The sequence below is a fragment of the Agrobacterium genomosp. 13 str. CFBP 6927 genome, from assembly GCA_900012615.1.
Taxonomy (GTDB): Bacteria; Pseudomonadota; Alphaproteobacteria; order Rhizobiales; family Rhizobiaceae; genus Agrobacterium.
Window position 1 is genome coordinate 110,073 of sequence record LT009756.1, and the last position, 19,074, is coordinate 129,146.

The window sequence follows — 19,074 nt, forward strand, 5'->3', positions numbered from 1 at the left end:
ATTTCCGAACCACCTCTGGTCCGCCATCCTTCCATTGAAAGGAAGGATTCTGACGCAGAAAGCCGCTCATCCGGTTTTGGCTTACGGGAAGGGGACGATTTCGCGTAAGCTGTCGTAGCGGGTCACGGGCGCCGGCCGGCCCTGGTCCGGCGGCGATTAGGCATCCTGTTCGATCAGGCCGCGCAGCAGCGCGATGCTGACCGCATTCAGCAGATTGGCAGCACCCAGCCTCTGGCGCACCCGCTCCAGCGTATCCTTTACGTCTGCTTCGTCCGCACCGGTCATCAAGGCGACGTGTGAGGGATGTTTGCCCCTTGCCACCAGCCCCAGATACTGTCGTTCACGGTCCGAAAGGACGATTTCACGTGTTTGGCGATGTTCATGCGGCGTTTTCGAAGACATGTTCTTTCAGCCTCAAAAGAGATCGACCTTCCCGCAGCACGATCAGGGTCTGTTATAGTTCCAATCCCTTGAACCGGCCGGCAAACCGCTGCGTCTGCTCTTGAACAGCAACGCCAATCTCGGCCAGGAGTTTCGTCAGGCATCAGGAATTCTGCAATAAATGGTCACTTGCGCACCAGCCGGTTCCGGCATCATCCCTTGGCAATGGAAAACTGCTCCATTATTTCTCCAAGGGACCGGAATCGGTTCCTTTAGAGAACAATAAAAAATTCAAAGCTTTGGAATGTTTTCGTTATACCCGAAGGGACACGCGGCGCTCTATTAGGCGATATCCCATATCAAGAGAATAACATCTCGCGCCAAGTTCTGCGTCTTTATTGTTATGTTTCGATACAGAAGCCGATAAACATCGATATATTTTACAAATTTATTTGATGATTACGAAACATTGATGCAGAAAACGGGTCTTATCTGGTGGAATGATGCGCGTGTTTTCTGCGAATATCCGTCGGCGTTGCCCCGAACCAGCGGGAAACGGAGCGCGAAAACGCCCCCGGCGTTGAATAACCGAGCCTGTAGCTGATGTCGGAGACCGGAAGGTCGCTTTCCACGAGAAGCTTGAAGCCGGCATTTTTGCGAATGGCGTCCTTTATCTCGTTGAGATTGGTTCCAAGCTCGGCAAGCCGCCGCTGAAAACTACGCTCCGACAGGTTGAAATAGGGTGCGATTTCGCCGAGCGACAGTTCCGCATCAGAGAGCCGCACCTGCATGTATCGTTTCACCTGATCGATGAAATGTGTCGCATCTGCCGATGTTTCCGGCCGCAGCATCCGGCACTGCAAATTCATCAGTTCGAACAGCCGCTCATCCGCATTCGGATTGACCACATCGAGAAGCGATGTTGGAAGGCGCATGGTATGGATAGGCTGGGAAAAGCTGACGCGTCTGGTCATTTTTTCTTTAAATAGCTGAATATTATTCGGTTTCTGCCGTTCCAGACCGATCTCTATCTGGTTGATCCGCTCCCCTAGAATATCGCGAAGGCGCTGGATCAGAATAGCAAGGGATAAATCCACATATTGATCGCGCTTGGCAATCACCGGCGCAAAGGACCATGAGAGGGTAACCTGCGCGGCATCCGCCACCATGGTGAAGTTGCTATTATTGGTCGCGTAATAAACGTGATCCTGAAGAAACCGCAGAAAGGCCCGCACCGTCGGCGCGCTGATCAGGCCATATCCGAATGCGCCGGATGCGCCGGCTGGAAAGGTGGAAGCGCATTGCAGACCGAAGGCATCGTCACCGGAGATCAATGCGCAGGTCTCCAGCAGGCGGCACAATCTGTCGAGGCTTATACGCTCCGTCAGGCTGTCGAACGTGGCGGGATTTATATCGAGAGCCTTGCAGATGGGGGTGATATCAATGCCCCGCGACCGCGCATAATTGCCGACGCCAGCGGCAAGACCGGCCACCACAGTTATCTCGTCGCTGACCCTCTTGTCGGGCATCCCTCGCCTTGGCGTACCATGTTTGGAAATTGTCGCCTGATGGTAAGCTTTGTAAGGCCTCTTGTCGAGCGGTTAGGCCGGGGGATTTTAGAGGCGGGCAGGGCGGGCGTTCTGCTCGAGCACCTGCATGATGGTTTTCCCCGCATCTTCGATGGCACCACTATTGTCCACCGTCGTTACGTCGAAATCCCCGGCGACAGCAAGCGAGCTGCGTTCCAGCCGCAGGAGGATTTCCTCCCGGCTTTCCCGCCCGCGCTGCTCCAGTCGCCGCGCCAGCACCTCCGGCCGTGCAACGATGTTCACCACCTTGAGGCGTGAAAAGGCGGCGCCAAAATGGGGTAACGCCGAGCGCGAGCCGTTGGCGATCACCACCTCTCCCGCATTAAGATGGTGATGGACGGCGGCTGGAATGCCGTATTTCAGCCCATGCGCCTGCCAGGAGACCGCAAAGGCGCCCTCATCCTGTAAGCGGTTGAACTCGGTCATGGACACGGCATCGTGGTTTTCGCCGCCCGCATCGCCGCTACGGGTAATGACCCGGCGGGTGAAGTGGAAGCCCGGCCGTCCGCACAATTGTGCCGCCGCATACTCCATCAGCGTGTCCTTGCCGGCCCCGCTCGGGCCGACAATCACGATCATGGTTCCGGGCGTTGCGCCGTCCCGCCGATTATCCTGTTCCTCACCGGTCATGCGACACGTTTGCCCTGACGCCAGACGGAACGGGCAACGGGAACACCATCTTCGCGGTGAACCCTGACGAGATCAGCCCGCAATCCCGATGCTATGCGGCCGCGGTCATGCAGGCCCACCGTTCGTGCCGGTGTAGCGGTGACCATGCGGAGCGCTTCCGGCAGGGTGATGGCTTCCACCTGGTCGGCGAGCAGGAACGGCGCGTAAAGCAGGCTGAACGGCACATAGTCGGAAGAAAGAACATCCAGCACGCCGAGCTCGGCGAGATCGCGCGCAGCGATGTTGCCGGAATGGGACTTGCCACGGACGATGTTCGGCGCACCCATAAGCACGCTCATGCCGGCACTGTGTGAGGCTTTTGCCGCCTCGACGCTGGTGGGGAATTCCGCCAGTTTCACGCCGTGCCCAATCGCTTCGCCCACATGGGCTTCGGTTGCGTCGTCGTGGCTTGCAACGGTTATGCCGCGCGCCGCGCAACGGGCGGCGAGATAGTCGCGGTGCTTGGCGGAAAATTCCGCCGATGCTTCCTGCCGCCGTCTGACAAATTCGGCGAAGGCCTCGTCGCTCAGTCCGCGCTTTTTCTGGTAATAGAAGATGTATTGATCCATCGACTGGAACTGGCGCTGTCCCGGGGAGTGATCCATCATCGAAATCAGCCGCACGCGCGGATCGGTTTCGAAATCTTCGAAATGCTCCAGCACATCGGCGGAGGCGACTTCACAGCGCAGGTGCAGCATGTGGTCTGCCCGCAAGCGGTTCTGATCGGCCGCAGCTTCGATGGCGTCGGCCATTTCCCGCATTTCGCCCTTCTTGAAGCCGCCATCCTCGTCGGAGCCAAGCCGCAGGCAGTCGAACACCGTGGTGATGCCGGACGACGCCACCTGTGCATCATGAGCCTGAATGGCCGCGATCTTGTCCCAAAGCACGCCGGGGCGCGGCGAATAATGCTGTTCCAGATGGTCGGTGTGCAGCTCCACCAGACCGGGGATGAGGAAGTCGCCTTCGAGATCCTCTCCGGTTTTGGAGGCGCCTTCGCTGATATCGGCAATTTTGCCGTCACGGATCAGAACGGAACCCAGAATAATATCGTCTTCCAGAACGATACGGGCGTTGGAAAGGGCGTGCTCGGTCATGGGGTCGCATCTTTCTTTGGCTGCTGGCCAAGCGGGTGCCAGCGATGAACGGTAAAGGGCGCGCCACGCGTTTCTTCAATGAACAAAGCGAGGCCGGAAATGTGGAGGGGCTGATCTGTAAATTCGGCGAATTTCGCCGTGAGAATCTCATGCATGGCGGGCTGATCGCCCTCATCGATACGGCCGGTCAAAGTCATGTGAAAACGGAAGTCATCCATGACATGCGGATAACCCCAGAGCGACAGGTTCTGCCGCTGGCTTTCCGTCAGCATCTGTGGCCGCCGCCGGGCAATGTCGGTCTCGGACAGGGGCGCGCGAAACCGGTCGAAGTGGTCAACGATCTCTGCGGCAAAATCCTGCAAGGGCTGATGGATGCGATCAGGGACCAGCGCGAAAAACGGTCCGAGTGCACCGACGACAATGCGCGGAACATCGAAAGCAGACTGGCTGGTGGCAAAGTCTTCCAGAGCGGTGATGAGGTCTGCCTCGCTGTATTTTTCAGCAAGCTCAAAAGGAGCCTTCAGCGTGGCGTGGAAACCGTAACGGCGGGGCTCTTCCGTCATTTCCGCGTAGCTGTCGTGGTCGTCATGCAGAGTGCCGGAAAACGCATCCCGCCCAAGCCAGCGCGATGCTGCTTCGGTTAGCGGATGATCTTTAGCCGGAGAAAAATAGATGGCGTAGCGCACGGTAAGCACTCTTCAGTGTCATGGAAAACCAAGGATGAAAAGCTATTTGGCGTGACTCGCCCGCTTCCCGCAAGGTCAGGAGTGCGAGGTAATCGCTTTCCGTGACAGAATGATGATGCAGCTGGAAAAAACTGCATTCGAAAAGCAGTCAGGCTCCAGAATACCTTGAAGATGCGCCACCATGTGAAGGCGTTTGCACGGCAAGAAAATTTGCTTCTGTGCCGAGCGAAAGCGGGAGGGCGAAAGCCGTGTGGCTTTCGCGTAAAATCCCGCTTCGGTGATGCGACTAGTGCTGTGTCTTCCCGATCAGGCGCGAGCGCAGGGAGTTCGAAATGTGGTCGAACAGGAAAACAACGAACAGGATGAGCAGGACCATATAGGCGACCTTGTCCCAGTCGGCATTGGTGCCCATCGCTTCCAGGAGTTTCAGGCCGATACCGCCGGCGCCGACTGCGCCGATGATCGTGGCTGAGCGGGTATTGCTTTCCCAGAAATAGAGCGATTGGGAAATGAAGACTGGCAGGACCTGTGGAAGCACGCCGAAACGATTGACGGCAATCGGCGATGCACCGACCGACTTGACGCCCTCGCGCTGCTTGTCATCCACATTTTCCAGCGCCTCGGCATAGACCTTGCCGAGCGCACCCGTGTCGGTGAAAAAGATCGCGGCGATGCCGGGGATCGGTCCCGGGCCGAAGCTGCGGGTGAAGAACAGCGCCCAGATCAGCATGTCGATCGAACGCAGGAAGTCGAACAGGCGCTTCATGCCCCAATTCGCTGCCTTGTTGGCGGTGATATTGCGCGCAGCGATGAAGGCGAGCGGCAGGGCAACGAGCGTACCGAATAGCGTGCCCACAAAGGCCATGACCAGTGTCTGCATCAGCTTGGAGAAGATATCGGCGTGCTGCCAGACGCTATTGTCAAGGAAATCGTCGGCCATATGGCCGATATTGGAGCGCTCCGGATCGAGCCTTTCTCCCCACAATGCCAGGGCAGCAAGTTCGCCGTAACCCTTGCCCCAGAATTCCGACTTGGTATCGAACAGGAAATTCGCCCATCCGAGAAAACGGCGCTGCACATAGACCTGGCTGGTGCGGATTTCCGCCTGACCGGCAAAACCGTAATGCACCAGAACCTTGTTGCCGTCCTGCTGGATTTCTTGCGGCAGATCCTCAGGTGCACGGGCCGCCTCACCATTGATGATGACAGGATAGTTCTTGCCGTCGACATAGACGTCCACCCGGGTCGGGGTGACATCGAGGCGATTTTCCGTGCCCGCATAGATCACGCTATAGCCGCCATCCGGCAGTGGCTGCAGCCAGTCGATCTTTACATCGGCGGGATATTGCCCGCGGCTCGACCATTGTGCATCCACCTTGCCATCTTCGAAACGCAGACGCGGCTGTGCCCGCCAGGAATACCAGTCCTGAATATAGCTGGAGGCGCGATCCCAACGACCCTGTGCGAAGGTCGGCCCGACATTGAAAAAGAAAAAACAGGCGATGAGATAAACAACGACGGCGACAATGCCGGCGAGCAGACCGTATCGCTGCATGAAACCGCGATTGAACACTGCGGGATGTGCGGCTGTCAGCCTCTCGCGGTCAGCGGTGTTGAGAATGAAGCTGGACGACATCAGGCCGCTCCCCGTCCGAATTCAAAGGATTGATGACCAATCAGCCTGCGGCGCAGCCAGCCGGAAAACTGGTCGACGGCGATGATGGTGATCAGCAGTAGGATGATGATGGCATAGGTCTTGGAAGCATGATCGTTACCGATCGAAAGCCTGAAGACCTCGCCAATGCCGCCGCCGCCGACAGCGCCGATGATGGTGGAGGCGCGCACGTTGATTTCGGCGCGCAGCAATGCGTAGGAAACGAAATTGGGCAGAACCTGCGGCACGATGGCGAAGCGTACCCGCTCCAGCCAGTTGGCTCCGGATGCGCGCAGGCCCTCATCCGGCTTCATGTCGGCATTCTCCACCACTTCGAAGAACAGCTTGCCCAAAGCGCCGATCGTGTGGACGGAAATTGCGATAATCGCGGCGATTGGCCCGATCGAGAGAATGGCGGTCAGCAACCCGGCGACGACGATCTCCGGAAAGGCGCGCAGCACTTCCATCACCCGGCGCACGATCCAGCGCACGATCCCCGAACCGACAAGATTGGTGGAGGCGAAGAAGCACAGCACGAAAGCGAAGCCTGTGCCAATGATCGTCGAGACCAGCGCGATATTGAGGGTAATTATCAACTGATAGATGAAATGCGGTATGTAGAAACTGTCGGTGACGTAAACGCGATCCGCGACATAGTTGTATTTCATCGAGCCGTTATCATAGGGCGACGGCAGGTCGAACATCGCCCGGAAGATTTCAAGCGGACTGTCCGGCACGAAAGTTTTCAGGAAGTCGAAAAAATACGGCAGCCGCTCGAAGAACTTGCCGGAATTCGCCTCATTGGCGAAATTCAGCGATGCTCCGAGAATGATCAGAAAGACCACGAGCGAAATGACGGTATAAATCCGTCGCGTCGCAAGCTGCTGTTGATAGTGACGCATGACCGTTTTGGACGATGCGCTCAATCCCTCGCGTGTGAGGGTACCAGGTTGCAGTGTGGTCGCCATGCCGCTTTTCCCTTATTGGCAAAAGCGGCGATGCCGCCAGGCACCGCCGCTTCCGGAACATGATGTCAGGATCAGCCGCCGATAACGGACTTACGGGCGTCGATGATCGTCTGGTAGAAGGACGGATCGACCTTGATGTAGGCAGTGTTCTTGCCCTGGGTGTAACCCTGGAAGCAGGCGAGGTCCTTCTTCGGCAGTTCCATGAAGAAGGTCTCGACCTTCTGCTTCATGCTGTCGCCGATCTTGTTGGCAACGAGAAGCGGGCCGTTCGGGATCAGCGGGGACTTCCAGACTTCGACGATATCGTCCATGTCCAGGTTGCCCTTCTTGACCATCTGATAGAGGTTACCGGCCGTATAGCCTTCTTCCCACTTGCCGACGCCCGAACCGAAGGTGGTGCCGACATCAAACTTCTTGTCGAGAACGGCGAGAACCAGGTTTTCATGACCGCCACCGAAACCGGTTTCGGCGAAATATTCCTTGACCGGAACGCCGGTTTCCTTGGGGATCGCCACGTTCGGGATGAGGAAGCCGGAGGTGGAGTCAGGATCGGCGAAGCCGATCTTCTTGCCCTTGGCGTCGGCCAGCGTCTTGATGCCGCTGTCCTTGCGGGCAACCATGATCGTGTAATAACCGGTCGAACCGTCGGCGCCGGCCGTGGTCAGGATCGGATCGACGGCCTTCGGATCGGCAAGAGCGATCTTGGCGTAGGAGGAGGCGCCCATGGAGGCGATGTCGATGGTGCCGCCGAGCAGGCCCTGGATCACGCCGTTATAGTCCGGCGATGGGAAAACCTGAACTTCGGAAACGCCGGTCGCAGCCTTGAGGCCATCGGCAACGCACTTCGTGTTGCGGATCTGGTCAGCTTCGTTTTCGGAACCGTCGAGACCGATACGCAGGACCTTGACGTCCTGAGCCATGGCGGAACCGGCCAGAACGCCAAGGGCGACTGCCGAAAGAAGGATTTTCTTCAACATGGACTTTCTCCTGTTTCCCGGCGAGCCGGAGTTTGTTGTGAAGTATCGGCCCTTGACGCGGGCGCAAACGATGCTGAGCGGTTCCTCAGAGCCCGGCGAGAGCGAGCGGTTCGGGACCGGCAGATTGCTGCACCGGTCGCGCGGCAAGCTGCGCGCCGGGAATATTGATGCTGGTCGAGGTCATGGTCTCGTCGATGCCGGCGCCGTGTGAATCCGTGCCGTAAATCTCCGTGACGGCTGCTGCCGTCAGCTCTGCCGGCGTTCCGTCGAAAACGACGCGGCCCTGCGACATGCCGATGATGCGTTCGCAATAATTGCGCGCCGTATCCAGCGTATGCAGGTTGGTGATGACGGTGATGCCTTCGCGCTCGTTGATGTCGCGCAGCGCGTCCATCACAATCTTGGCATTTAGCGGGTCGAGGGAAGCGATCGGCTCATCGGCCAGAACCATCTTCGGAGACTGCATCAGTGCACGGGCGATGGCGACGCGCTGCTGCTGGCCGCCGGAAAGCGTGCCCGCCGCCTGCATGGCCACATGTTCGATGCCAAGCCTTTCCAGCGCGGCAATCGCCATCAGGCGTTCTTCATCCGTGAAGATGTTGAAAAGGCTGAGCAGCGTCGAACGATGGTTGAGGCGGCCGAGCATGACATTGGTAAGCACGTCGAGGCGCGGCACCAGATTGAACTGCTGGAAGATCATGGCGCAGTCGCGCTGCCAGTTGCGGAGCGCCGCACCCTTCAGCGCCGAGACTTCCGCGCCGTTGAAATGAATGGAACCCGAGGAGGGGTCGACGAGGCGGTTGATCATGCGCAGCAGCGTCGATTTTCCCGCACCCGAACGGCCGATCACGCCAACCATCTGGCCCTGCGGTATCTCGACATTCACGGCATCGACCGCAGTGTGGTTGCCGAAACGGCGCGTGACTTGCTTCAGGTGAAAGCTCATTTCCCCGTCCAATCTTCTTGTTACGGGGTTCGACCTAACAGGGGTCCGTGAAGTGTGGATGTCAGTTTGATGAATAAAATATTACAGAATTCGCAGATGAGACATCCGTGTGTTCGCCGACAAACCTTCCCGGAGAGTTTTCAGAGGATTGAAACTCTTCCCGGCAGCCTCGTTCCTCAAAACGCCACCGCGCAGATCCAGGAATATGCTTCCGGAATCTGCGATTGCTTCGGTTCTGGATGGAGTTTAGCCGGCGTATTTTGCGACGAAATCCTCTGCCGCCAGTGTCCGGAAATCATCGAGCGCGCCGCGCAGCGTTGCGTGGTCCCAGTCCCACCATTTCAGAGCGTCCATGCGGTTTCCGAGCTCCGCCGGGAAACGCTCCCGGATCAGCCGGGCGGGAACGCCGCCAACGATGGTATAGGGCGCCACATCTTTGGAAACGACCGCACCGGCCCCGATCACCGCGCCGTTCCCGACAGTGACGCCGGGCAGGATGGTCGCGCCATGGCCGATCCAGACATCGTGGCCGATCACCACCCTTTTGGCGCGGCGGGCCGCGAAGAAGTCCTTTTCATCCTCGGCATCGTCCCAGTAGCTGCGGGCGCGATAGGTGAAATGATGCAGCGTCGCCCGCGACATCGGATGATTGGTGGCGTTGATGCGCACGGAAGCGGCGATGTTGACAAATTTGCCGATGCTTGCGCACCAGATCGCACCATCCTGCATGACATAGGAATAATCGCCCATCTCCACTTCCTCGATGCGGCAACGCTCCGAAATTTCGGTATAGCGGCCGATCGATGAGCTGGTGACGCGGGCACTTTCGTGGATGACGGGTTCGAGACCGACCTTGACGCTCATGCCGCTGCCTTCCGGGGAGAAAATTGCGAGACATCAAGAATGCGGTCGGCCACGGCTTCCCGTACTTCCTCGTCATGAAAAATGCCAAGCAGGGCCGTGCCCTTCGTCTTTTTCTCGACGATCATGTCAACGACCACGCGCCGATTTGTGGCGTCGAGCGAGGCTGTCGGCTCGTCCAGAAGAAGGATTGCATGATCGGTGATGAAGCCGCGCGCAATATTCACGCGCTGCTGCTCGCCGCCCGAAAACGTCGCCGGCGGGAGTGACCAAAGTTCCCGCGGCAGGTTGAGTTTCGAAAGCAGCATGGCTGCATGTTCGCGGGCTTCATCGGCGGCAACCTTGCGCGCCAGAAGCGGTTCGGCAACGACATCGATGGCAGCGACACGCGGCACGGTGCGCAGGAACTGGCTGACATAACCGATGGTGCGGTGGCGGATCTCGAGGATCGTGCGCGGCGAAGCATTGCCGATGTCGACGACCTGGTCCTCGTGGCGGATGAGAATCTGCCCGCTGTCGATGGCATAATTGCCATAGAGCATTTTCAGGATCGAGCTTTTGCCGATGCCGGACGGGCCGCCGAGTACGACACATTCGCCGCTGCAAACGGAGAAACTGACATCGCGGACGACGGGCAATTCGATACCGTCGCGAAGATGCATGGTGAAGCTTTTGAAGACTTCCGAAACGATAAGAGGCGTCGGCATGGCGTCAAACCTGCAGAATAGAGGAAACAAGCAATTGCGTATAGGGCTCGCGCGGATCGTCCAGCACCCGGTCGGTCAGCCCGTGCTCGATGACGTCGCCGCCCTTCATCACCATCATACGGTGGGAAAGCAGCCGCGCGACGGCCAGATCATGGGTGACGACGACGACGGCAAGACCGAGGTCGTTGACGAGACCGCGGACCAGATCGAGCAGCCGCGCCTGCACGGAAACATCGAGGCCGCCGGTCGGTTCATCCATGAAGACGAGGCGTGGTGAGGTGACGAGGTTGCGGGCGATCTGCAGGCGCTGGCGCATGCCGCCGGAGAAGGCGCGCGGCTGATCGTCGATGCGGTCGGTGCCGATTTCCACCCGCTCCAGCCATTCGCTGGCCGATTGCCTTATGTTGCCGTAATGCCGGTTGCCCACGGCCATCAGCCGCTCGCCGACATTGGCGCCGGCCGAAACCGCCATGCGCAGCCCGTCCGCCGGGTTCTGGTGCACAAAGCCCCAGTCGGTCCGCATCAGGAAACGCCGTTCGGCCTCGCCCATATGATAGAGGTCACGCACCGAGCCGTCGCGCATGCGATATTCCACGCTGCCCGCCGTCGGCATCAGCCGGGTGGAAATGCAGTTGAGGAGCGTGGTCTTGCCGGAACCGGATTCGCCGACAATGGCCAGAACCTCGCCTGGATAAAGCTCGAAGGAGACGTTGCGGCAACCGGCCCGCTCGCCGTAATATTTGGAAACGTCCCTGACTTTCAGAAGCGGTGCGTCGCTCATTCTGCGGCCTCCTTCACATCCGCCAGCAGGTGGCCTTTATGGCCATGGGCGCGGCGGTCCTCGCAATGGTCGGTATCGGAGCAGACGAACATCCGCCCGCCCTTATCATCAAGCACCACCTCGTCCAGATAGACATTCTCCGCGCCGCACAGCGCGCAGGGCTTGTCAAAGCGCTGGATTTCGAAGGGATGATCTTCGAAATCGAGGCTGACGACGTCCGTATAGGGCGGCACGGCATAGATGCGCTTCTCACGCCCGGCGCCGAAAAGCTGGAGGGCGTCCGAGAGATGCATTTTCGGATTGTCGAATTTCGGGGTAGGCGATGGATCCATCACATAACGCCCGGCAACCTTCACCGGATAGGCATAGGTGGTGGAGATGCGGCCGTTGCGGGCGATGTCCTCGTAAAGCTTGACGTGCATCAGGCCATATTCCTCCAGCGCGTGCATGACACGCGTTTCGGTCTCGCGCGGTTCGAGAAAGCGTAACGGCTCGGGAATGGGAACCTGATAGACGAGAACCTGACCCGAATGCAGTTCTTCTTCCGGAATGCGGTGCCGCGTCTGGATGATGGTTGCATCCTTGGTGCGGGTGGTAACGGCAACATTCGCCACCTTCTGGAAGAAGGCGCGGATGGAAACCGCATTGGTCGTGTCGTCGGCGCCCTGGTCGATGACCTTCAGCACATCCTCTGGACCGAGGATGGAGGCTGTCACCTGAACGCCGCCGGTACCCCAGCCATAGGGCATGGGCATTTCGCGGGAAGCGAAGGGTACCTGATAACCGGGAATGGCGATGGCCTTCAGGATCGCCCGGCGGATCATGCGCTTGGTCTGTTCGTCCAGATAGGCGAAGTTGTAGGCAGCCAGCCCGTCGTCGAATGAAACTTCTTTAAGCATTGCGCGTTAACCTTGCGAAAAAAGGAGTACAAGCTCATGGAGATTGGAATTCTTGCAGCCGTGTTCTTTGCTGTCTTTGCAGCATCGACCGTCTTTTGCGCCTTCTGGTTTGGCGAGCACGGCAGCCGCTGAGCTATTCGGCCGCATCACCCATCCATTCCGCGCCATTGGAATTGATCGCGTCGAAATCGGCGCGCATTTTCCTCACCAGACCGAGTTCGGCCTGGAAATCCACGTAGTGCGGCAGTTTCAGATGTTCGACGAAACCCGTCGCCTGTACGTTGTCAGCGTGTGAAATGACGAATTCCTCGTCCTGCGCGGGGGCCACGACGTCCTCGCCGAATTCGCCTGCCCGCAGCGCCCGGTCGACCAGCGACATGGCCATGGCCTTGCGCTCGCTCTGGCCGAACACCAGACCGTAGCCACGGGTGAATTGCGGCGGCGCTTTCGCCGAACCCTTGAACTGGTTGATCATCTGGCATTCGGTGACCTGTATGTCGCCAAGCGAGACGGCAAAGCCGAGTTCCGGCACGTCCAGTTCAATCTCCACTTCACCGATGCGTATTTCACCGACAAAGGGGTGCGTGCGGCCATAACCGCGCTGTGTTGAATAAGCGAGCGCCAGAAGGAAGCCCTCATCACCACGCGCCAGCGATTGCAGGCGCAGGTCACGCGGCATCGGAAACTCCATCGGCTCCCGCGTCAGATCGCCGGCAATATGATCATCAGGCATATCGCCGTCGGTCTCGATCAGTCCCTCTTGCGCCAGAATGTCGGAGACGCGCATGACATATTCCGGCTCCCCTTCACGCCGGGCAGCGGTTTCAACGGCATCGTCCTCGAGAAGAGAGGGGTCAAGCAGGCGGTGGGTGTAATCGAAGGTCGGCCCCAGCAATTGCCCGCCGGGCAAATCCTTGTAGGTCGCGGAAACGCGCCGGTGCACCGTCATCTCAGCGGTATCGACCGGAACCGAATAACCGAAACGCGGCAGCGTCGTGCGGTAGGCGCGCAGCAGGAAGATGGCCTCGATCATGTCGCCGCGGGCCTGCTTGACCGCAAGGGCTGCAAGCGACTGATCGTAAAGAGACGCTTCCGCCATCACCCGGTCGACGGCGAGCGAAAGCTGCGAAACGATCTGCGACACCGTCATGGCGGGCAGGTCACGGTCTCCGCGCCGCTTGTCGGCAAGAAGCCGGTGGGCGTTGGCAATGGCGGTTTCCCCGCCTTTGACAGCAACATACATCTTATGCCTCCACGGGTTGGATGCGCGTCGTGCGCGGCAGGCAGACAAATCTGTCGGCGGATGTCAGGATGACGTCGACGCCGCGCGGAAAAATGGCATTGTTCTCCACCCACAGCCTCGGGAATATGTCCGGCAGGCCGGTGGGACTGATGATGTTGACGTGGCGGATACCGGGGCCGGAGAGCAGCAATTCCCGCCCGCCATCCAGATCAGGCAACTCGATGATGAGCGTGGTGGAGCGGTCCGGATATTCCTGGCTTCCCTGGGCGAAGAGACCGAAGGAAGCTATGGCGCTGCCCGCTTCGATGACGGCGAAATGCGCCGCATTTTTTTCATCCGTCGCGACCGCGCCGGTATGAAATGCAACCCAACCGGGGACGGTGGTTTTTCGTAGCGCGCCGCTCAGCCAGACCGGCGTATCGTGATCGCAGAGCGCCAGCAGGACCGCGCCGGTGGCGGGGGCGAGAGGCGATGGCGGGGCGACCGCGGTTTCGATTGTCTGCGGCGTGCCCGGCCGGGCCATGCCATCCATGAGTTTCTTGAAAATCCGTTGGGAATCGAAGACGGCGTCGGAAAAACCGCCCGTCAATGCTTCGGCCTTGACGCTCATCAATCTTCTCCTCGAACCATGGTGAAGAAATCGACCCGTGTTGCGGCGGTTTCTTTTGTTTTCCTGTCCTTCTCCTCGGTCAGTCGTTTCTCGACCGGTGAAAGAAGCTCGGTCTCGACAAAGCCGCGGGTCGGGCTTTCCTGCCAGAGCGCATCGAAAACGGCGGCGTACCAGGCCTTCTTGCGGCCGGTGCCGAGAACATGTGCGTGACCCACGGTGCCCGAGGCAAGCTTGACGGTTGCCCGGGTAACGGTCGTCTCACCCAGATTGAAGGGCGCGCCGCCGCCGCCGATACGGCCTTTGACCATGACAAGGCCGGTTTCCGGCCCACGCACATTTTCCGTCCGGGGGCTTTCATCCTGCCGGTTCCAGACGGTTTCGAGTTCCTGCACGGTGGCGCGGGCAAGAAGCGCCGCCACCCGCTTTCTGTCTGCATGCAAGTCTGCAGTTTCGTGAATCATCGCTTGACCTCTAATGTCTATTGATATAGACAACTATACAATATAAGGTACATTTAACGTTAGTGAATGACAAGCGTGTGACATGGGCCCTTCGGCAGCGATGAAAAGAAAGAACGGCGTGGCGCTCTGGCGGCAGATCGCCGACAGGATCAGAGGCGAGATCGCGGCGGGTGATCACGATGAAACCGGCATGTTACCGCCGGAAATGACGCTGGCCGAAAAATTCGGCGTCAACCGCCATACCGTCCGAAGCGCCATTGCCGCACTCGCCAGCGAAGGCATCCTCGAGCCGGTGCAGGGGCGCGGCACGATGATCGCCCGCAAGGAGCGCCTGAGTTTTCCGATCTCACGGCGCACGCGGTTCACGGCGGGGATCGCCGATCAGGTCAAGGAAATGGAAGCGCTGCTTCTGTCCCACACGACCGAGCCGGCAAATGCCGATCTGGCCACACGGCTGCAACTACCGGCCGGTGCGCCGCTCATACGTCTCGAAACGCTGCGCAAGGCCGATAATCGGCCGGTGTCCCGTTCGACCACATGGTTTCCGGCCGATCGTTTCGCCAGAATAGGCGAGGCCTACCAGAAGAGCGGCTCGATTACCGCTGCCTTCAATATGCTGGGCGTGGCGGATTACGTGCGTATTTCCACCGTCATTTCCGCCAGCCATGCGGACACGCAGGATCTGGCCGATCTGGAACTGTCGCCGGGCGCAATCTTGCTCGTCACCCAGGCGCTGAATGCCGATATGGATGGCGTGCCGGTACAATATGCCATCAGCCGCTTCTCGGCTGATACGGTCGAATTCACGGTTGAAAATTAAGGTGCGGGCTTATTCCGGCTGCGAAAGCCCCAGCACGTCCAGCATGGAATAAAAGCCCGGCTTCTTGTCGAAGGCCCAAAGCGCCGCGACGATTGCCCCGCGTGCGAAGATGGAGCGGTCACCGGCATAGTGGGAGAGCTCGACGCGCTCTCCTTCGCCAGCGAAAATGACAGAATGTTCGCCGATCACCGAACCGCCGCGCAGCGTGGCAAAACCGATGGTGCCCGCCTCACGCGCGCCCGTATGCCCGTCGCGTACGCGCACCGAGGAGGCGGTGAGATCGACCTTGCGGCCCGCCGCCGCCGCCTCGCCGAGCAGAAGGGCGGTGCCCGAGGGCGCATCCACCTTGTGTTTGTGGTGCATTTCAAGGATTTCGATATCCCAGTTCTGCGCATCCAGCGCCTGCGCGGCCTGCTGCGTTAAAACGCTGAGCAGGTTGACGCCGAGGCTCATATTGCCCGATTTGACGATGCGCGCATGGCGCGACGCCGCCTTGAATTTTTCCTCGTCTTCCGCTGAGCAGCCCGTGGTGCCGATGATATGCACGATACGGGCCTGCGCGGCGAGGCCGGCAAAGGTAACGCTGGTTGCCGGCGAGGTGAAATCGATCACCCCTTCCGCATGCAGAAATGCCTGAAGGGGATCGCTGGTGATTTCGACACCGATCGGGCCGAGACCGGCGATTTCGCCCGCATCGCGGCCGACAAAGGCAGAGCCTTCGCGCGCGACGGCGGCATGCAGCTGGACGCCGGGCGTCTGGTGAATAAGGCGGATCAGTGCCTGTCCCATGCGGCCCGCCGCGCCGACCACCACCAGTTTCATGCCGCTGCTGCCCATGCTTTCACTCACTTTTCATGTCGGGCGGATCGAGATCCGCCGGTATCGGTCGATTGATGTTGCCGCGGTGACGTTAAAGACCGCCCGGCCGCTTCGCAAGCGTCACATCAAATGGTCGACCGCTGGAAACGCGATCACGCCCTCCAGCGCCGTCCATCGAGCGAAAGGCCGAAATCGGAAGGCGTTCTCGCATAGGTCGCCAGCCCGGAAAGGGCAGCCTGCGGATGGGTGACGACGAAGGTGGGGATGGTCCGCATCAGCGCGCTGTGCGGCGCCTTGTCCTCGAAGGCGGCCCGGAATTCGGGGCTTTTCAGCGCCGGAATGATTTTCTGCGAAATGCCGCCGGCCAGATAGACGCCGCCTTTGGCCATGAAGATCAAGGCGAGATCGCCAGCCAGGCGGCCGAGATAGGTGCTGAAAAGCGAAAGCGTTTCTTTCGCCTGCGCATTCTGGCCGGAAAGCCCGTGAGAGGTGATGTCGGCCGGATCGGAAAAGACGGGGTCTATGCCATCGGCTTTGCAGACGGCGCGATAAAGATTGACCAGTCCACGCCCGCACAGGATCTGCTCGCCGGCGACACGGCCCTCAATGGTTTCAATATGCGGAAAAACCGCATAGTCACGCGCGCTTCTGGGGCCGATATCGACATGGCCGCCTTCACCGGGCACGGGGAACCACATGTGGCGGGCGTAAACCAGCCCGGCGACGCCAAGGCCCGTGCCCGGCCCAAGAACCACACGCGACGCCAGCACGTCTTTTTTGCCGGCGCCGATGGGCTCGCGGTTGTCATCGCCAAGCGCTGCAATCGCCAGAGCCTGCGCTTCGAAGTCGTTGATGACGATGACATCCTTCAGGCCGAGTTTGGCCAGCATATCCTTCGGCTTCACGACCCAATGGCAATTGGTCAGCGGAATTTCGTCGCCTTCTATGGGGCCGGCAATCGCAAGGATGGTCGAGACCGGCTGCAGCGAGGTCTTGTCCAGAACCGCCTGCTGAATGGCGTCGTCAATTGTCGGATATTCCGCTGTTTTCACGGTGGTGAGGTGTACGGGTTCCGCAAAGGAATCGATCAGAATGGAAAAGCGGGCATTGGTGCCGCCGATGTCGCCAAGCAGGATCGGAAAGGACAGATATTCGGTATCGGACGTCTTCGGCATTACCTGTTCCATGTTGGCGCGTCATTCGGCGAGGTTGAAGTCGATGAGGTTTTCTGCGGTGGCGCGGTTGAGCGCCATGGGAATATCGTAAACCGTGGCAAGCCGGGTCAGCGCCTTCACATCCACATCATGCGGCATCGCCGTCAGCGGGTCGGTGAAGAAGATCAGCATATCCACCTCACCGGTCGCAATCATCGCGCCGATCTGCTGGTCGCCGCCGAGTGGGCCGCTTTTGAGGCGAATGACATCGAGCCCCGGACAGGCTTCCTGAACCCGCCCGCCGGTCGTGCCGGTGGCGACGATCCTGAATCCGGCCAGCGCCTTTTGATGGTGACGTGCGAAATCCGCCATATCGTCTTTTTTCTCGTCGTGAGCGATGAGTGCGATACAGCGTTGCCCTGCCATGTCCCCAGCCTGTTCCCGGTAAAGAATTAAATCGATTTGAAGCCTTCTATAACAGCTTGCCGCCATTTGAAAAGGGAAGCTGTTGAATGCCGCATTTCTGTATCAGTTCAATGTCGGACGCTGGGTCGGAAGCGGAATATCTGAAGGCGGCTGAATAGCCGGAGCATTCTGGATGACCTGTTCGACGCTCTGTTGCCGCACGGCCTGGGCCGGGGAATAGGCCTGGGCGGCAAAACCCTCCGGATTGGCGGAAGGGGCGGCAGCCACGGCAGCGCAGGCCGATGGCAGGTCGGAAACCATGACGGGGCGGGGTTTTACCGGCTTGGCGTTGGGATCCTTTTTCGGCGGCGCCCAAGGCTCCTTGCTGAACCACCAGGCCAGCGACTTGTCGCAGCCATCACCCTTGCCCACGGCCGCCTGCGGTTTGCAGTTGGGCGCGCCGGGCGGGCATTCGAGCCTGACGTGGAAATGCTCGTCGTGACCGTAAATCGGCCTGATCTTGCCCATGAAGGTGCGGTCGCCCGTCCAGGTCTGGCAGAGTTTCTGCTTGATCGCCGGGTTGACGAAAATCCGCTCCACCTGCGGATAGCTTGCGGCCATCATCACCAGCCGGGCATTGAGCGGTGACCATTTGCGGTCGTCCACCGTCAGAAACTTGCTCTTGTCCAGCATGGATACGAAAGGCACCGTTTCACGCTGCTCCACGCTCAGCCGGGGCGTGGGCATCGGCCTCCACCAGATATCGACATCGAGACCGATCTGGTGCGAGGCATGGCCGGTCAGCATCGGCCCGCCGCGCGGCTGGGAAATATCGCCCAGCAGCAGCCCCGGCCAGCCGATTTTCTGGGCGTCCTGCGAAAATTGCTCGAGGAAGGAAATCAGCTGCGGCTGGCCCCAGCGCCGGTTGCGGGAAAGGCGCATGGCCTGCCAGCCCGGACCATCCGTCGGCATGGCGATCGCACCGGACTGGCATCCCTTTGCATAGGAGCCGATCGGCTGCGAGGTCGCGGCGGAAGGCAGAGCCATGTGGCCAAACACTTCTTTCGCGGGCCTGTCTTCAGCCGATGCGGTTTGCGCCTGCAGCTGCAACGCGGAAACAACCGAAATCGCCAGCATGGCCGCCTTGAAAACTCTGGATGATCCCGCCGTCATATAGTCGTGCCCGTCCGATCAGATGATTCTCTTTCCCTCAAGATAAACTGGAACGGGATTTTGTTGAAACCATGTTTCGGCCGCTGGCGCCAAAGCATGAGGATAAAGACGCCGATAAAGAGCTTGTGAGGCGGCGCATCTGTTTTTTGCCAATCTTTGTTTTATGCTCTCTCCAAC

General features: G+C 59.5%; 21 protein-coding genes. 1 reads left to right on the plus strand and 20 read right to left on the minus strand.

Features of this window, described 5'->3' with window-relative positions:
- Positions 1 to 156: 156 nt before the first annotated feature.
- The 16 genes from AGR13A_RS00525 to phnG form a co-directional block, all read right to left on the minus strand.
- The gene (locus tag AGR13A_RS00525; protein ID WP_035219567.1) at positions 157 to 402 is read right to left on the minus strand and encodes a LuxR C-terminal-related transcriptional regulator; all 246 of its coding nucleotides are present in this window, start codon (positions 400 to 402) and stop codon (positions 157 to 159) included.
- Positions 403 to 869: 467 nt separating this feature from the next.
- A complete protein-coding gene (locus tag AGR13A_RS00530; RefSeq protein WP_035219565.1) occupies positions 870 to 1,910 on the minus strand; it encodes an AraC family transcriptional regulator in 1,041 nt (346 codons plus the stop codon).
- Between the two features lie 87 nt (positions 1,911 to 1,997).
- Positions 1,998 to 2,600, minus strand: a complete 603-nt coding sequence (phnN, locus tag AGR13A_RS00535; protein ID WP_035219564.1) for a phosphonate metabolism protein/1,5-bisphosphokinase (PRPP-forming) PhnN — start codon at positions 2,598 to 2,600, stop codon at positions 1,998 to 2,000.
- Positions 2,597 to 3,733, minus strand: coding sequence for an alpha-D-ribose 1-methylphosphonate 5-triphosphate diphosphatase (locus AGR13A_RS00540; RefSeq protein WP_080833042.1), 1,137 nt, complete (start codon positions 3,731 to 3,733; stop codon positions 2,597 to 2,599). Before AGR13A_RS00540 ends, phnN begins: the two co-directional genes overlap by 4 nt.
- Positions 3,730 to 4,428, minus strand: a complete 699-nt coding sequence (locus tag AGR13A_RS00545; RefSeq protein WP_208612384.1) for a DUF1045 domain-containing protein — start codon at positions 4,426 to 4,428, stop codon at positions 3,730 to 3,732. The genes AGR13A_RS00540 and AGR13A_RS00545 overlap by 4 nt, the downstream gene beginning before the upstream one ends.
- A 277-nt stretch (positions 4,429 to 4,705) precedes the next feature.
- Positions 4,706 to 6,055: a phosphonate ABC transporter, permease protein PhnE gene (phnE, locus tag AGR13A_RS00550; RefSeq protein WP_080833049.1), complete on the minus strand. Its 1,350-nt coding sequence runs from the start codon at positions 6,053 to 6,055 to the stop codon at positions 4,706 to 4,708.
- Positions 6,055 to 7,041 carry a phosphonate ABC transporter, permease protein PhnE gene (phnE, locus tag AGR13A_RS00555; RefSeq protein ID WP_035219555.1) on the minus strand — a complete coding sequence of 329 codons (987 nt, stop codon included), beginning with the start codon at positions 7,039 to 7,041 and terminating at the stop codon, positions 6,055 to 6,057. The genes phnE (AGR13A_RS00550) and phnE (AGR13A_RS00555) overlap by 1 nt, the downstream gene beginning before the upstream one ends.
- Positions 7,042 to 7,112: 71 nt before the next feature.
- Positions 7,113 to 8,018, minus strand: a complete 906-nt coding sequence (gene phnD, locus AGR13A_RS00560; protein WP_035219553.1) for a phosphonate ABC transporter substrate-binding protein — start codon at positions 8,016 to 8,018, stop codon at positions 7,113 to 7,115.
- Between the two features lie 85 nt (positions 8,019 to 8,103).
- On the minus strand, positions 8,104 to 8,964 hold the full coding sequence (phnC, locus tag AGR13A_RS00565) for a phosphonate ABC transporter ATP-binding protein (protein WP_035219542.1): 861 nt from the start codon (positions 8,962 to 8,964) through the stop codon (positions 8,104 to 8,106).
- 246 nt (positions 8,965 to 9,210) lie between these two features.
- Positions 9,211 to 9,828, minus strand: a complete 618-nt coding sequence (locus AGR13A_RS00570; RefSeq protein WP_080833053.1) for a transferase hexapeptide repeat family protein — start codon at positions 9,826 to 9,828, stop codon at positions 9,211 to 9,213.
- A complete protein-coding gene (phnL, locus tag AGR13A_RS00575; RefSeq protein ID WP_080833056.1) occupies positions 9,825 to 10,532 on the minus strand; it encodes a phosphonate C-P lyase system protein PhnL in 708 nt (235 codons plus the stop codon). Before phnL ends, AGR13A_RS00570 begins: the two co-directional genes overlap by 4 nt.
- A 4-nt stretch (positions 10,533 to 10,536) precedes the next feature.
- The gene (gene phnK / locus AGR13A_RS00580) at positions 10,537 to 11,313 is read right to left on the minus strand and encodes a phosphonate C-P lyase system protein PhnK (RefSeq protein WP_035219536.1); all 777 of its coding nucleotides are present in this window, start codon (positions 11,311 to 11,313) and stop codon (positions 10,537 to 10,539) included.
- Positions 11,310 to 12,212 carry an alpha-D-ribose 1-methylphosphonate 5-phosphate C-P-lyase PhnJ gene (locus AGR13A_RS00585; protein ID WP_035219534.1) on the minus strand — a complete coding sequence of 301 codons (903 nt, stop codon included), beginning with the start codon at positions 12,210 to 12,212 and terminating at the stop codon, positions 11,310 to 11,312. Before AGR13A_RS00585 ends, phnK begins: the two co-directional genes overlap by 4 nt.
- A 133-nt stretch (positions 12,213 to 12,345) precedes the next feature.
- On the minus strand, positions 12,346 to 13,455 hold the full coding sequence (locus AGR13A_RS00590; protein ID WP_080833057.1) for a carbon-phosphorus lyase complex subunit PhnI: 1,110 nt from the start codon (positions 13,453 to 13,455) through the stop codon (positions 12,346 to 12,348).
- 1 nt (position 13,456) lies between these two features.
- Positions 13,457 to 14,065 (minus strand): phosphonate C-P lyase system protein PhnH, encoded by a 609-nt coding sequence (gene phnH, locus AGR13A_RS00595; protein WP_167377360.1) that lies wholly within the window; start codon positions 14,063 to 14,065, stop codon positions 13,457 to 13,459.
- Positions 14,065 to 14,526: a phosphonate C-P lyase system protein PhnG gene (phnG, locus tag AGR13A_RS00600; RefSeq protein ID WP_035219528.1), complete on the minus strand. Its 462-nt coding sequence runs from the start codon at positions 14,524 to 14,526 to the stop codon at positions 14,065 to 14,067. The genes phnH and phnG overlap by 1 nt, the downstream gene beginning before the upstream one ends.
- 82 nt (positions 14,527 to 14,608) lie before the next feature.
- Here phnG and phnF point away from each other — a divergent pair, with 82 nt between their 5' ends.
- On the plus strand, positions 14,609 to 15,346 hold the full coding sequence (phnF, locus tag AGR13A_RS00605) for a phosphonate metabolism transcriptional regulator PhnF (protein ID WP_080833062.1): 738 nt from the start codon (positions 14,609 to 14,611) through the stop codon (positions 15,344 to 15,346).
- Between the two features lie 9 nt (positions 15,347 to 15,355).
- Here the strand turns inward: phnF and dapB are convergent, their stop codons facing one another.
- The 4 genes from dapB to mepA form a co-directional block, all read right to left on the minus strand.
- Positions 15,356 to 16,183, minus strand: a complete 828-nt coding sequence (gene dapB / locus AGR13A_RS00610; protein ID WP_080833064.1) for a 4-hydroxy-tetrahydrodipicolinate reductase — start codon at positions 16,181 to 16,183, stop codon at positions 15,356 to 15,358.
- Positions 16,184 to 16,317: 134 nt separating this feature from the next.
- The gene (locus AGR13A_RS00615) at positions 16,318 to 17,340 is read right to left on the minus strand and encodes a glucokinase (protein ID WP_080833068.1); all 1,023 of its coding nucleotides are present in this window, start codon (positions 17,338 to 17,340) and stop codon (positions 16,318 to 16,320) included.
- A gap of 21 nt (positions 17,341 to 17,361) precedes the next feature.
- Entirely contained in the window at positions 17,362 to 17,745 is a 384-nt protein-coding gene (locus AGR13A_RS00620) for a methylglyoxal synthase (protein WP_035219519.1), read from the minus strand.
- 102 nt (positions 17,746 to 17,847) lie between these two features.
- Entirely contained in the window at positions 17,848 to 18,897 is a 1,050-nt protein-coding gene (gene mepA, locus AGR13A_RS00625) for a penicillin-insensitive murein endopeptidase (protein ID WP_080833071.1), read from the minus strand.
- Between the last annotated feature and the right edge of the window lie 177 nt (positions 18,898 to 19,074).